17 protein-coding genes are annotated in these 13,093 nt (G+C 34.6%); 5 read left to right on the top strand and 12 right to left on the bottom strand.

All coding sequences use genetic code 11. The features are described 5' to 3' along the window. Window positions 1–20: 20 nt before the first annotated feature. From RCG25_RS20515 to atpB, 5 genes are all read right to left on the bottom strand, one after another. On the bottom strand, window positions 21–386 hold the full coding sequence (locus RCG25_RS20515) for a cytochrome-c oxidase (protein ID WP_308080678.1): 366 nt from the start codon (window positions 384–386) through the stop codon (window positions 21–23). A 324-nt stretch (window positions 387–710) separates the two neighbouring features. Further along, window positions 711–1,967 carry a DUF445 domain-containing protein gene (locus tag RCG25_RS20510; protein ID WP_308080677.1) on the bottom strand — a complete coding sequence of 419 codons (1,257 nt, stop codon included), beginning with the start codon at window positions 1,965–1,967 and terminating at the stop codon, window positions 711–713. Window positions 1,968–2,084: 117 nt separating this feature from the next. Continuing rightward, window positions 2,085–3,035, bottom strand: coding sequence for an AtpZ/AtpI family protein (locus RCG25_RS20505; protein WP_308080676.1), 951 nt, complete (start codon window positions 3,033–3,035; stop codon window positions 2,085–2,087). A 3-nt stretch (window positions 3,036–3,038) separates the two neighbouring features. After that, window positions 3,039–3,437, bottom strand: a complete 399-nt coding sequence (locus RCG25_RS20500) for a F0F1 ATP synthase subunit B (protein WP_308080675.1) — start codon at window positions 3,435–3,437, stop codon at window positions 3,039–3,041. A 23-nt stretch (window positions 3,438–3,460) separates the two neighbouring features. Further along, a complete protein-coding gene (gene atpB, locus RCG25_RS20495; RefSeq protein ID WP_308080674.1) occupies window positions 3,461–4,174 on the bottom strand; it encodes a F0F1 ATP synthase subunit A in 714 nt (237 codons plus the stop codon). Window positions 4,175–4,492: 318 nt separating this feature from the next. Here atpB and RCG25_RS20490 point away from each other — a divergent pair, with 318 nt between their 5' ends. Continuing rightward, entirely contained in the window at window positions 4,493–5,041 is a 549-nt protein-coding gene (locus tag RCG25_RS20490; RefSeq protein WP_308080673.1) for a hypothetical protein, read from the top strand. 70 nt (window positions 5,042–5,111) lie between these two features. Here RCG25_RS20490 and RCG25_RS20485 read toward each other — a convergent pair whose 3' ends face one another. Next, window positions 5,112–5,423, bottom strand: a complete 312-nt coding sequence (locus RCG25_RS20485; RefSeq protein WP_308080672.1) for a HesB/YadR/YfhF family protein — start codon at window positions 5,421–5,423, stop codon at window positions 5,112–5,114. Window positions 5,424–5,704: 281 nt separating this feature from the next. Between RCG25_RS20485 and RCG25_RS20480 the strand changes: the two genes are divergently transcribed. Further along, window positions 5,705–5,965 carry a CGCGG family putative rSAM-modified RiPP protein gene (locus tag RCG25_RS20480; RefSeq protein ID WP_308080671.1) on the top strand — a complete coding sequence of 87 codons (261 nt, stop codon included), beginning with the start codon at window positions 5,705–5,707 and terminating at the stop codon, window positions 5,963–5,965. A 132-nt stretch (window positions 5,966–6,097) separates the two neighbouring features. Further along, the gene (locus RCG25_RS20475; RefSeq protein ID WP_308080670.1) at window positions 6,098–6,394 is read left to right on the top strand and encodes a hypothetical protein; all 297 of its coding nucleotides are present in this window, start codon (window positions 6,098–6,100) and stop codon (window positions 6,392–6,394) included. A 73-nt stretch (window positions 6,395–6,467) separates the two neighbouring features. Here the strand turns inward: RCG25_RS20475 and RCG25_RS20470 are convergent, their stop codons facing one another. The 4 genes from RCG25_RS20470 to RCG25_RS20455 form a co-directional block, all read right to left on the bottom strand. Next, entirely contained in the window at window positions 6,468–6,650 is a 183-nt protein-coding gene (locus RCG25_RS20470; protein ID WP_308080669.1) for a hypothetical protein, read from the bottom strand. Window positions 6,651–6,763: 113 nt separating this feature from the next. After that, window positions 6,764–8,116, bottom strand: a complete 1,353-nt coding sequence (locus RCG25_RS20465) for a hemolysin family protein (RefSeq protein WP_308080668.1) — start codon at window positions 8,114–8,116, stop codon at window positions 6,764–6,766. 61 nt (window positions 8,117–8,177) lie between these two features. After that, window positions 8,178–8,612: a MerR family transcriptional regulator gene (locus RCG25_RS20460; RefSeq protein ID WP_308080667.1), complete on the bottom strand. Its 435-nt coding sequence runs from the start codon at window positions 8,610–8,612 to the stop codon at window positions 8,178–8,180. Window positions 8,613–8,764: 152 nt separating this feature from the next. After that, on the bottom strand, window positions 8,765–10,075 hold the full coding sequence (locus RCG25_RS20455; protein ID WP_308080666.1) for a hemolysin family protein: 1,311 nt from the start codon (window positions 10,073–10,075) through the stop codon (window positions 8,765–8,767). Window positions 10,076–10,264: 189 nt separating this feature from the next. Here RCG25_RS20455 and RCG25_RS20450 point away from each other — a divergent pair, with 189 nt between their 5' ends. Together RCG25_RS20450 and RCG25_RS20445 are read left to right on the top strand one after the other, a co-directional pair. Then, complete coding sequence (locus RCG25_RS20450; RefSeq protein ID WP_308080665.1) at window positions 10,265–10,732, top strand: hypothetical protein; 468 nt, start codon at window positions 10,265–10,267, stop codon at window positions 10,730–10,732. Next, window positions 10,729–11,226, top strand: a complete 498-nt coding sequence (locus RCG25_RS20445; protein ID WP_308080664.1) for a hypothetical protein — start codon at window positions 10,729–10,731, stop codon at window positions 11,224–11,226. Before RCG25_RS20450 ends, RCG25_RS20445 begins: the two co-directional genes overlap by 4 nt. On the opposite strand, the gene RCG25_RS20440 is transcribed toward RCG25_RS20445, so the two are convergent. Continuing rightward, complete coding sequence (locus RCG25_RS20440) at window positions 11,223–11,777, bottom strand: GNAT family N-acetyltransferase (RefSeq protein ID WP_308080663.1); 555 nt, start codon at window positions 11,775–11,777, stop codon at window positions 11,223–11,225. The genes RCG25_RS20445 and RCG25_RS20440 overlap by 4 nt on opposite strands. A gap of 133 nt (window positions 11,778–11,910) precedes the next feature. Next, complete coding sequence (locus RCG25_RS20435) at window positions 11,911–13,035, bottom strand: histidine kinase N-terminal domain-containing protein (RefSeq protein WP_308080662.1); 1,125 nt, start codon at window positions 13,033–13,035, stop codon at window positions 11,911–11,913. Window positions 13,036–13,093 lie beyond the last annotated feature (58 nt).

The raw sequence follows: 13,093 nt of genomic DNA, 5'->3' as shown, positions 1-13,093 counted from the left end.
GAGTATGATAACAAAGACAATTAGTTCTTCACATTCTTAAGGATGTTAATGGCAAAGAGGATGATGCCTAATACCATTAGGGTGCCACCGACCGCAACGGCTGGCCCTGCAGCCTTTACTCCTGATACTAAAAAGGCAAGCCCGATCATCATGATGGGCAATGCAATATTATGGAGCCAAAAGTGAACCTTCGCTAAAGTTGTTTCCGCCGCTGTTGGAAAAGCTACATAAATAAGTCCAGCAAGAGTCATGGCCGTCCAACCTAATAAATTAATATGGACGTGAACAGGCCTAAAATCAAACTTCTCAGTCATTGACATATACATACCTAAACATACCCCAACAACAAAATAACAGACAGATATTTTAATAAACTTTACGCCCATTTTCCTACCCCCTTTTACCTAAAAATAGTACCTATAGTAGTAAATATGTGACAAAAATGTGAACTAGAACATTGATTTTTAGGGACAATGGCGATATTTTAAATGAAAGGCTGTGTTAAAGAACAGTGTTGATTTTTACACCCTGTTGATTGGAGCGGAAGGCACGAAGACTCCTGTGGGAGTATGGTTCAGGGGAGACCCCGCAGGCGCTAGCGCCGAGGAGGCTCGCCGAAACACCCACGGAAAGCGTAGTGCCTGGAGCGGAAATCAACAGGCAAGTTTAACAGAGCCAAATGAAAAAAGAGCAACCGAGGTTGCTCTTCCTTAGAAAAAGGCTTTAATTCCTACTAATACTAGTCCGATTAGAAACCCACATACAGCCCCGTTTACACGGATCCACTGAAGGTCTTTTCCGACATTTGTTTCCACCATTTTGATGAGTGTTTTATCATCGAGCTTTTCTAAGTTTTCTTCTACCAACTTACCAATTTTTTCGTGATTTTTATCTACAAAATTAGAAATTTGCGACTTAATCCAACCCTCAAACTGACTAACTTTTTCAGGATTTGCTTCGATTTGATTAAGACTATTTTTTAAAAGGGGAAGCAGGTATTCATCGAAAAAGGTAGGTTCTGAAACAAAATCAAGTACCTTTTTCTGAAACTGATTTAGAAGTTCAGTTAATTGTTCTTGTGGTTCCCATTTTTCAATTAGATGTGTTTTGAGATTATTTAGTTCTCCATACAACTGTTCATCATTTTTTATCGAATGCAGTTTAGTGTGAATATGACTGATTAATGATTGTCTATTTTGATTAAAAGGGTCACGGTAGCTATCAACCCCTTTTAAAATAAGGTTTTGAATAATATTACCGAGCTTTTCTTCATTAACAAGGCTGCTAAAGGATTTTAAAGCGAACTGCATAAATCCATCTGCTTTAATATTTTCAACGGCATCGACTGCCATTCCGCCAAGCCTATATTTTGTACTATCCTTTTGAGCCCATTCGTCGATTTCTTTTAGAATATAATCAAGTGTTTTTTCATCATATTTTCTGACCATCACTTGATCAATCAGAAGTGGAAGATAGTCCTTACTATCTAATTTAATTAAATGTTGCTTTATTTCTTTTTCAATCATTGGCGCTATTTTCTTACTATCGACTTTCATAATAAAATGCTGAATGAGTGTAATGAGATTTTCCTTAACCCCTTGAGAAGTAATTTCTTTTTGAAAAAGAGCAAATAATTTTTCAGTAAAAGGAATGGTCTCAATTTTACTTCGGATACTTTCTTTTGTTAACCAATCATTTTCTAGCATGGAGATTATTCCAGCAATAATTCTTTTTCGATTTTTTGGCAGAAGTGCTGTGTGTGGAATGGGAATACCTAATGGGTGCCGAAATAAAGCAGTCACTGCGAACCAGTCAGCCAAACCACCTACAAGACCCGCTTCAAACCCTCCTTGTAAAATCATACCCCATATTGAATGCTGTAATGGAAGGGTAGCTAGAAAACCTACTCCCATCACAGCAAGAGAAATTGTTGCTAAATGCTGTGATTTATTTTTCTGCTTTTGCATACTACTTGTACCCCTTTATAATATTTACTAATGCTATTATCTCAATTTAGCAGAAAAAAAAGCAAAAAAAAACATCCGATATATATGATTGCAAGAATCTAAGCCGAAAAAATCCTCTCAAGATAGAGAGGAGTTTTTTTTCTTTGGTTTTATATGTGTGATTAATCCATCTAGGTCTGTGAGATAAAATTGGATTTCGGGTGTTTTCTTTAGATAGTGGTCTTGTAATAACTGATAATAATTCACTCTGTGCTGCGGATCAAATTTTAACATAGGAAACTCCTTATGGTCCTTTACATATTGGTCAACAGCCTTTTGCACCATATCCATTTCGATGGGGATTTGTTTCTCATGCTCTTCAAATAAATCATAAGTTTCTTTAGACATATAGAAATCTTTAGATGGGACACCTCCGAGGATGGGAGCAAGTTGGTTGAAGTCGATACTATGATCCTCTTTAACCAGGATGGTCCTATAGACACCCTTTGGTAAATTATCGGAAAAGGTTCTAACCGCTTTTCGAACCTCATCGATACTAACTTCTATAACGGGATAGTCTTTAATTTGTTCCACTTTTGGTTCAGGTATCTCATTTTTTTGTGAGGTTAGAAAATATTTATGGACCAATGAATAAACGGTAGCCCCTCCAACACCAATACCTAGAAATATCCCAATTAGAGTAAATAAAGGGTAGATATCATAACGATTATCTAATAAATCACCTAGTTTATAGCCAGCAAAAACGGAGATAGCAATAGCTATACCAAAAACCATATTCAAGGACACGGCTTTCATTAGAAAGTTTGTCGAATCCTTCCAATGTTTATCGCTTTGTGACTGTCCGTTTATAAAAAATGTTTTAATTTCTTTTCTCATTTCCTCAGACACCTTATTTTCTTCAAGAAAAGCCTCAAGATATGCTTCCTCTGATTTATTTTCATTCTTTAACAGACACGCTGTTTTTTCAATTGATCCTTTTGTATAGTGAACATAAATCCATTTCTCTTCTAGTCCAATTTCTAGGTTTTCCGTAATTCTACCTAAATATTTAGTGAACTTGTGTTTCATACATTATGCCCCCTCTTTTATTTGGTCTGAGTGTGAAAAGGGTCGGGCATGTTGCAAAAAGGCCTCTTCTTTTGCTTTTTTTACTATATTTTTGGCCTCTACTTTAGCGTCATGAATAATTTGCTTTGCTTCACTCTCAGAATACGTTCGGATCTCTCTTGCCTCTTTTTTTGCCTGTTTAAGAACGTCTTTGCTCGCTTCTAAGTGTTGTTCCGCTTCCAGCTTATACTGTTCAGTTAAAAGTAGCTGTCTTTCGATGTGGTGTTTCCTCTTCTCAAGAATATCCACCATCTTTTTAAAAACCAACTTTTTTAGTATAAAAACAAGAATGGTAAAAATGATAGCTTGATAAATCATGGTCCCTAAAGAAACTGGAAGTCCGAATAATGAAAAGTCGCCCAAAACAATCAACTCCCTTCATATTATTATGTTAATCGGTGAGCAATATAAACCATTGTCAGAGTGACAAAGATATAAGCCTGTATGGCGCCAATAAAGATACAAAATGCCTGCCAAATCAACATAGGGATAGATGCCAGAGCAGCAACAATAAAACCATGATTTACTGCATTTGCTAACAGGGCAAGAAGGATTTCCCCTGCATAAATATTTCCAAACAAACGTAACCCTAAGGTTAAGGTTGTTGCAAGTTGTTCTACAGCATTGATAGGAAAAAAGAATGTAAAGGGTTTGAAAAAGCTAAGAGCAAAATGTTTAAATCCATTCATACGGATATCAATAAAATGTGTATAGGCAATTATCATTATAGCCAGGGTCATGGTTACATGTGCATCTGCAGTAGGAGATTTCCACCAAGACACAGGATGTTCTTCAGTAGTAACAATTAAAAATGGTACTCCTAAAAGATTTGAAATAAGTAGATACATTAGTAAGACTACACCAGTGGATAAGATGAATATATTGTTAGAGTTTCCAATGGAGTTATTCATAATATCCTTAACAAACTCTAAAATCCATTCCATGAGATTTTGCCATTTATTTGGAGTGTGTAAGGAAGAATTTTTTGTCAATAGATAGGCAATGAGGAAAACAATTATAGCGACAATAGTTGTGGTAAGTAGAATGGATAAATCAAACGTTAAATGAAACAACGATATTTGTGGTCTTGTATGTTCCAAGATGTCCAACCTCCCTTTAACAAAAAATGAATGGACTTTAGTAATGGAACGAGGAGAAAATAGAAAACTTATGTCATGTTTATTATATACAAAAATAGTTATTATTGTAAGATAGTTCACAACTTATTCTTAATTTTCTGAAAAATAAAGCGAGTAACGTAAAAAATATAAAAAACTTATATTACGTTACATATATTCTTTCAGTGAGAGGAATTTTATAAAAAAGTACATTTTTTTGTAACCTTTAAAAACTTTCCTCGTCAGATAAGTTGTTGTAGAATTAACAATGCACAAAAAGAGAAATTGGGGGAAGTAACGATGAAGAAGAAGTTTTTATTAGTAGTATCAGCATTTACAATGGCAATCGGACTTGCTGCTTGTTCAAGCTCTGATGAAACGAAAACAACAGAAAAGAAAGAAGTAACCAAAGAAGCAGAAGCACCGAAAGTTGACGTTAAAAAAGAATTAGTGAGATTCTATATGGATCTTGGAAAGAGAATTAATGCAAAAGATGGGGATTTAAATGCTTACTTAGCAAAGGCAGCTAAAGCAGCTGCACCAGATGCTAAACCTGAGGATGCACCAACGGCTGAGGAAAAAGCAAAAGCCAGTGAAGCAGCAGCAGCTGTTGCTGCTGATTTAAATAGTGTGCAAGTACCTGATTCACTAAAAGATCAAAAAGCTGACCTTGAGGCGGCTGTGAAGGACTATGCAGCATCTTACCAAGCTAAAGCGGACGAACTGAAAAAGGATGCACCATCATTAGATGCGGCAGATGCAACTTTTGCTCAAGGTGAAGAAAAACTTAAAACCGTATTTGAAAGTGCAAAACTAATGGCACCAAGCTTAGATAAACAAGTAAATTAAATTAATTTACGTCAAAAACAAAAGGTATCCACTAGTAAAAACGTGGATACCTTTTGTTTTTATTGGAACGTTAATTAATTGTAGTTTTATATTCTTCCTTGAACGTAACTAAAATCTCATCCACCAAGTCATCAACTGATAGGTATGTTTCCGTATCTTCAAAAAACCACACATCATTTCCCTCTACAAAAAAGGTAATTCCATTGATTTCTTTTACATATCCAGCATTTGCAGGAATCTCAGCAGAAAAAGCAAGGCTGTAACCCTTATGCTTCTCACCAAATCCTGCATATTGAGGAAACATGCGAATACTGAATGGTTTATTGAATTCAAATTCTTTCGTAAACCATGAGGTAGCTTTTTCGTCGATTGAAATAAACATATTTATACACCAACCTTTTCCTAGTTGATTATCAATTTAAGGCCAGAGTGAAGGCAAATAATGATTGTTTAATTGCCTTTTTCCTTATAGTGAAAGAGTATAACTTTTCTATTGTTTTGCCTGTGATAAAATTCACGGTTAACGCACACCAGTTACCTAATTAAAAAAATGTTCATTTTTTCGATTCGAATTGTTCACATGTGTGAGATAAAACAATAACTTTGACTAAAAAAAAGGGTTTAATTAAATTACAAATAAAATTCACATGCATGGAGGATTATATGAATAAAGATTGGACGAAGGATTTAGAGCATGATGAATATGAGCACGATGTAGACCTGATAATAAGTGATGCATTATTATCAATAGAAGAAACTAAAGTTGGCTGTTTTGTTAATCTAGTTACATCTGTTGTATTTGGTAATCCGATGGACTATTTACAGCCCTTAATCCAAGAGTTGTATGCAGAACATGTAAGAATAAAATTTATTGACCAATGTGGGTGTGGAGGGTATGTACTGAGGGTTTGGAAATTGAAGTAGGAATGATGTAGAACCTCCTTAGACTTATTATTGCTCACTTTTTCATTGTTGCTGTTTTTGTAACATGTTGATAGTGAAAACGATGTTAAAATAAAAGAAAAAGAAAAAGAAAAAGTTAAAGGAGTGTTCGAGATGGAAAAAGAACTTGAAAAATTAACGGAAAATATCACGGATATTAAAAGTTTAATTCATACATTTAATACAACTTTAGAGAACATTGAAAAGAGGCTTTCCAGACTAGAAAAGATGGATAGCATTGAACATAGAGTAGAGGTCAATCAAATTGACTTATCTGATATTAAAGATTCTTTACAACGTATTGAGGACACACAGAGCAAAGAAATTCAGCACATTAATCGCCGGCTTGATTCACATTTAGTTAAAATAGCTAAAGCGGAAGAGGAGCTCATCATATTAAAAGACAGATAATTTTTGAATATTGATACAAAAAGGGATCAGAGGGGTTTCATCTGATCCCTTTTTTAAAAATTATTTAAAACGCTTACATTTTTGTGAGCGATTTAAGGCCAAGGTAAATAATTGCAAGAGCAAAAACGATAACTACTAGTGCACCAACAATAATAATAAATGATGACAAGCTTGATAAGAATCCAACTGTTGCCACTTTCATTAGGGCAAACCCAGCCAGAATACAAGCTAAAAATAAAACTGAAACATGGTTCATTCTTCATCCCTCCTTTACAATAAAATACGTAAAAAGCGGGCTAATTGATTGGATATATGTCCTATAAATTGGTTATTTAGGCAAAAAAAATAGACCAATCTGATTGGTCTATTTTATGAAAGTACTTCTGAATTCGGTACGGCCATTTGCTGAATTACAGCTTCGCCATCATTAGAGATTTTTGTGACTTCAATATACCGGATATGATGTTCCTCCATATCCAGGATTTTAAAGGTAAAGGCGTCGTGAATAAAGGTGTCTCCTTCTTTTGCTTCATAATTTTCAGTTAGGATCCACCCACCAATAGTATCTATATCTTCATCATCAATTTCAATTCCCAATAAATCATTAACCTCGGTAACTAAAACCTTAGAGTCTATGATATAATGGTTTTCTTTTATTTTACGGATTTCTGGAATTTCATCCATATCAAATTCGTCACGAATTTCCCCTACAATTTCTTCGAGTATATCTTCAACGGTTACAAGGCCCGAAGTACCACCATATTCATCCATTAAAATAGCCATATGGACTCGATCCTTTTGCATTTTTACAAGAAGGTCATGAATAGGAATCGTCTCTATCACTCTAATAATTGGTCGAGTATAGTTTTCTAATGTTTGAGAAGAAAGACTTTCATTGCCTATTATATCAGTCATCACTTCTTTAATATTCACTAATCCGATAATATGGTCTTTATCTCCATCAATAATTGGATACCTTGTAAACTTTTCTTCTCGTAACACTTGTAGAAATGTTTCTAATGAGTCATCTTTTGATAAAGAAACCATTTCTGTCCGAGGGACCATTATTTCTTTAGCAATTCGATTATCAAACTCAAAAATTTTATTTACATACTTAAACTCTGATTGGTTAATTTCACCACTTTTATAGCTTTCAGAAAGGATGATTCGAAGTTCTTCCTCTGTATGAGCAATTTCGTTCTCTGATACGGGCTTCAGTCCAAATAGACTGGAAACAACCCGTGCAGACCCATTCAGTACCCAAATAAAAGGGTACATGATTTTATAGAAGAGGATGAGTGGACGTGACACAATTAAGGTAATTAATTCAGCCTTTTGAATGGCCAAAGTCTTAGGTGCGAGCTCTCCAACCACTACATGCAAAAAGGTAATGGCTGCAAACGCAATTCCTACCGATAATACCTGCGTTGCACTCTCAGGAATGTTTATTTTATGGAAAAGAGGACTTAGCATATGCTCAATGGTTGATTCCCCAATCCACCCTAAACCTAAGGCAGTGATTGTAATTCCTAACTGACAGGCAGAAAGATATTCATCCAGGTTTGAAATCACCTTTTTTGCAGAAACTGCCTTCGAACTTCCTTCCTCAATTAACTGGTCTATCCTTGAACTTCTTATTTTTACAATTGCAAACTCTGAAGTTACAAAAAAAGCAGTTAAAGCAATTAAAATGGCTATAATAACCAAGTTAAATATGTCCAAATAAGTTCCCTTAACCCGTTGTAAGACGAGTAAGGAGTCACCTCCCAATATAATAAAAAAATTAACTCGTTACTTTCATCAGTGACGTCTTTAGTGCATTTCTGAGCAGGCTCAAGTTGTTCATTAATTTTTCCTTCTGATGTTCATCCAAGTTTTCTAAAACTGGTATGAGATCAAATAAATCGCTATGAAGCTGCTTCATTTGCTGTGTTACTGCACTAACATGTCTATCCACTTCTGATTCACGAATATTCTTTGCCTTTCTCATTTCTAGCTTTCTTCTAATCTCGTCTAAAGGGTAATGCAGACTCTTGCATTCTTCTATAAATTTTAGATCCTCTAATGAATCATCCGAATAGATGCGGTAATTTGACTTAGAGCGTTCTGCTTTTAATAAGCCAATAGACGTGTAATAGTCGATCGTTCTCTTTGACACATGCGCTATTTCGGCTATTTCGCCAATACGATAGACAGCCCCATCATACCACCTCAACATAATTAAAATTACAATAATTATAAATAATTTAAACTATACAGTCAAACGTTCTGGTTAATTAGCAGTTGTTATCAACATTTTATGGGAAAGCAATGTAAATATGAATAATAAAATATAGGTTTATAATAAAAAAATGATCAAAAAAACGCCTCCTACTGAACAGAAGACGTTGGTGCTTTTTTAACTTCAATATATAGTATATGGTGTCCTTCAATTTCTTTTATCTGAAAAACAAATCCTTCCATTTCAATGCTTTCTCCTTCATGTACATCAAATTTTTGTGTTAAAAACCAGCCTCCAATCGTGTCAACCTCTTCTTCTTCGAGGTTGGTACCTAAAAGATCATTTACCGCACTAATTAGTACTTTTCCATCCAGCACGTAGTGGTTTTCTCCCTTTTTCTGAATAAGAGGGAGCTCGTCCAAATCAAATTCATCCCGTATTTCTCCCACAATTTCTTCAAGTATGTCCTCAACGGTTACAATACCGGCTGTGCCACCATACTCATCTAATAACACTGCCATATGGCTTCTGTTTTTTTGCAGTTTTACTAATAGTTCTTGAATGGGAATCGTTTCTATCACATGAATGACTGGTTTCAAGTATGGAAGGAGGGGTTCCTTACCATTGCATTTTTGCTGGATACAATCCGTTAGTACTTCTTTAATATTTACAACACCTAAAATATTGTCCTTATCCCCATCAATTAATGGATATCTTGTATATTTTTCTTCCTTTACAATATTAATAATTTCTTCCATACAAGCATCTTTAGAAAGGGTGATCACTTCTGTCCTTGGTACCATAATTTCTTTCGCAATCCGATTATCAAACTCGAAAATTCGATTCATATAGCGATATTCAGATTGATTAATTTCTCCACTCTCATAGCTTTGGGAAAGTATCATCCTTAGTTCCTCTTCGGAAAGAACCATGTCTTGATCAGAGATTGGGGCAATCCCGAAAAGACCGGTAACAAAGCGTGCTGATCTATTGAGGGCCCAAATAAAAGGATACATTAGTCTATAAAACAAAATAAGTGCTGGAGCAAACAGCAAAATGATTTGTTCCGCTTTCTGAATAGCAAATGTTTTAGGAGCGAGTTCTCCAACCACAACATTAAAATAAGTGATAACACCAAAGGCCACTATAAACGAGAGGATCTGTTTTATTGAAAAGGGTAATTGAATCCATTCAAATAGGGGATTTAGTAATATTCTTATGGTTGGCTCCCCTAGCCAGCCGAGTATTAAGGAGGTAATAGTAATTCCTACTTGAGTAGCGGATAAATATCCATCCAAATTGGAGAGTATTTTCTTCGCCTTCTCTGCTTTTGTATTGCCTTCTGCGATTAATTGATCAATTCTTGTTGTTCGTACCTTTACCATTGCAAATTCAGAGGCCACAAAAAATGCAGTAAAAGCAACTAGGATAACAATAATCCCTACATTTATCCCAATCATATCTCACCTTACAATAGTAAGGGTGCCACCTCACTTACGATTACTTTTCTTTCATTATGCCCTAACTCCGTAATTCTACTTGAAGAGAGGCAATAAACTTATAATCGCTTCCTATGGAATATGATAATGCTTAAATTTTCTACAATGTGGAATAATAAAGGAAATTTTCTAGTGCCAAGTGGGGGAAAAATGATTATTTTCTTTTCAACACTAATGACCTTAATTTTAGCAGCTATTTTTACCTTTCAATCGAAAAAAATATCTTTTGTGAATCAGTTGAATCTTTTCTTTCTTTCTTCGATGCTGCTGATCAATTCAATGACTATCCTTTCGTTAAATAAGCATTTCATTGAATACACACATCAAAAGGAAGGTTTCTTTGCATTCATTCTCTATCGTGATGGCGTATGTCCACTACTTTTTTTAATATTCCTTAATGCTTATAAACAAATAAAAAAAAACAAGGCGAAAACACTCCTCGTTTTAGGGATGATAGCTTCATTCTTTTTAATTGAATTTACAGCCATTAAGGCAAAGCTTTTAGTTTATATACATTGGCATTTGATATTATCTGTCCTTCTTTACTTAAGTTTTTTTGTGATATTGGTTTATGTTCTTAAATTTCTAGAGCATAAAGAAAGTGAGGAAGAAATATGACCATATATGATCATTCATTCAATCAAAATGAATGGTTTGTCATCATTATGAATATTGTTGGATTCGGGGCCATTTTTTTTATGAAAAAGCGTTTTTCATTTAATATAAGCCTCTTCTTAGTGTTATTTGGTATTTTTGTTGGTTTCTTTTTCGATCATACCATTAGTATCGAACCATTTAATTTTTACAATGTAAATGATAATTCTTCCTTTCAGTTGATTGATTTTTTCTCTTATACCATGTTTGGCCCATCCTCATATTTTTTTATTTATATTTGGGACTGGTTTAAGATACCATTCAAGTATTTCTTTTTCTACATTCTTTGCTGGTCACTTTTTGGGTTTACTCTTGAATGGTTCGCCCATGAACTTGGTGTGTATCATTATAGAGAAGGGTATATGATTTTTTATTCATTTCCGTTCTATCCGATTGTCCAAATAATGTTAATTTGTCTTTTTTTTAAGGTGAATCAATCTATAAAAAAAATAGCTTAACTCGAGACAAAACCATTCCAGTCGCGAGCAAGCATGCCATAGCAAATGAGGTCATGATATTTACCGTATAATTGTTCACCGTCTCTTATTGTGCCTTCCTTTACAAAACCAAGCCTTTCAGGAATGGCACGACTTTTTTTGTTATTTTCACCGCAGCGTATTTCTACCCGATTTAAACCCAAATCGAAGAAAGCATAATTAAGTAAAGCTTGAACGGAACGTGTCATGACGCCATGTCCTACTGCGGATTGGGAAAGATAGTAGCCAATACTAACCGTTCTGTTATGCCAATCTATTTGGTGTAAGCCAACGGAACCGACGAGTTCTCCCTTAAAGAGAATTCCAACATTGAACCCTTGATTTTCAGCAAATTGGTTGAGCCAGATGGGGATAATCGATTCAAATTGATAAGGGGAATTCATGGAGTCCACCCAAGGCAGCCATTCTCGTAAATGGTCTCGATTCTTTTCAACCAGTTGATAAAGTTTTAAAGCGTGGTGGTGTTGAAACAACTGAAGTTCAATTTCATTATCAACTTTTAATGTAAACATACGCCTAGTCTCCCCAAATTTTTAGTACATCATATGCAAAATGGTTATATTGCGGAAGATGTATATAAGGAAGAAATAAAAAAATCCCTGCTTTTTAAAAGTGGGATTTGAAAGGAGGTAGGTTTGTCCCTTTTTAAGATAGTACAGGTAAGCAGATAGAAAAAGTTGTTTTATCAAGAGAGGAATCGCATGTTAATTCTCCCTTATGTTTCTCAATAATTTCTTTACAAACAAATAATCCAAGACCAGTACCTAGCTTTTTAGTTGTAAAAAAGGGTTCAAAAATGGTTTTTCTTAATTCCGCCGGAATGGCAGGTCCATTATTAGATATACTGATTTTAATCAACTCTTCATTTTCCACACAGGTGCTTATTTCAATTGTAGGTAAGTCCACTTCGTGATGATTTAGAACATCAATTGCATTAAAAATAATATTAATAAAGACTTGTCTAATTTCATCAGCATATCCATTCAAAGTGAAATCTTTGCTCAAATCTCTTTTAATTTTCACTTTTCCATCCAATATACTAGGATAAAGGAAATTTAACACCTCATCGATAAGTTGATTCAATTTGAAATCAATTTTTTCTTTCCCAATAAGTTCCTTCTTTGAAAGCAGAAGAAACTGGGATATTCGAAAATTAAGTTGGTCTAACTCCCCTGAAATGATATCTAAATATCTCATGTTTGGATAATCTGCCTTAAGTAATTGGATGAATCCTTGAACTGAAGTGAGCGGATTCCTAAATTCATGAATAAAGCTTGATGTCATTTGACCGAGAAGGGTTAATCGGTCCTGGTGAGTTGAATCAATGAACATCGTCTTTTCTTCAATAATCTTGTTTTTTGCTTCTGAATAATGGGAAACTGCATAGTATAAAAATTTATCAAAACAAAAATTGATCTTATTTATGGATTCCTGCAAATCTGACCAGGAAATTCCTGTTTTACTCAAATAACTATATAGAATGGTCCGACCGAGATTAACATTGTAGACAAAATCACCAATATTGATATTAGCCAGTACCCTTTCTTCTGAAACTTCTATGGCAATCTTTTTTACGATTTCTATAAGTTCCTCTTTAGATACCTTATGCATTGAAAGGATTACATTAAGTAGGGCTTCCCCATTTTCCCTGATTTTCAACTTGAAGGGGTCCCCATGATTAATCACAATGGAATCTTCCCACTCTTGAACTAGTTTCTCTTTATTTTTTTGAAAAAAAGCAACTAAATCCGTTTGTTCTCCCGTAAACATTGTTGTGTCCCCCTATGGTTTTAACAAAACTGATTACCATGTAAATTCGAGGGTAAAG

It is taken from the genome of Neobacillus sp. PS2-9 (assembly GCF_030915525.1).
In the GTDB taxonomy this organism is placed as follows: Bacteria; Bacillota; Bacilli; order Bacillales; family Cytobacillaceae; genus Neobacillus.
This window is presented reverse-complemented; position numbering and strand designations above follow the sequence as displayed.

Bases quoted from the DNA above. Each gene is read 5' to 3' on its own strand.
- RCG25_RS20435 (WP_308080662.1), bottom strand. From the start codon at position 13,035: ATGTTTACGGGAGAACAAACGGATTTAGTTGCTTTTTTTCAAAAAAAT.
- RCG25_RS20510 (WP_308080677.1), bottom strand. From the start codon at position 1,967: ATGCAAAAGCAGAAAAATAAATCACAGCATTTAGCAACAATTTCTCTT.
- RCG25_RS20485 (WP_308080672.1), bottom strand. From the start codon at position 5,423: ATGTTTATTTCAATCGACGAAAAAGCTACCTCATGGTTTACGAAAGAA.
- RCG25_RS20450 (WP_308080665.1), top strand. From the start codon at position 10,265: ATGATTATTTTCTTTTCAACACTAATGACCTTAATTTTAGCAGCTATT.
- RCG25_RS20440 (WP_308080663.1), bottom strand. From the start codon at position 11,777: ATGTTTACATTAAAAGTTGATAATGAAATTGAACTTCAGTTGTTTCAA.
- RCG25_RS20470 (WP_308080669.1), bottom strand. From the start codon at position 6,650: ATGAACCATGTTTCAGTTTTATTTTTAGCTTGTATTCTGGCTGGGTTT.
- RCG25_RS20505 (WP_308080676.1), bottom strand. From the start codon at position 3,035: ATGAAACACAAGTTCACTAAATATTTAGGTAGAATTACGGAAAACCTA.
- RCG25_RS20490 (WP_308080673.1), top strand. From the start codon at position 4,493: ATGAAGAAGAAGTTTTTATTAGTAGTATCAGCATTTACAATGGCAATC.
- RCG25_RS20460 (WP_308080667.1), bottom strand. From the start codon at position 8,612: ATGTTGAGGTGGTATGATGGGGCTGTCTATCGTATTGGCGAAATAGCC.
- RCG25_RS20480 (WP_308080671.1), top strand. From the start codon at position 5,705: ATGAATAAAGATTGGACGAAGGATTTAGAGCATGATGAATATGAGCAC.
- RCG25_RS20445 (WP_308080664.1), top strand. From the start codon at position 10,729: ATGACCATATATGATCATTCATTCAATCAAAATGAATGGTTTGTCATC.
- RCG25_RS20515 (WP_308080678.1), bottom strand. From the start codon at position 386: ATGGGCGTAAAGTTTATTAAAATATCTGTCTGTTATTTTGTTGTTGGG.
- RCG25_RS20455 (WP_308080666.1), bottom strand. From the start codon at position 10,075: ATGATTGGGATAAATGTAGGGATTATTGTTATCCTAGTTGCTTTTACT.
- RCG25_RS20475 (WP_308080670.1), top strand. From the start codon at position 6,098: ATGGAAAAAGAACTTGAAAAATTAACGGAAAATATCACGGATATTAAA.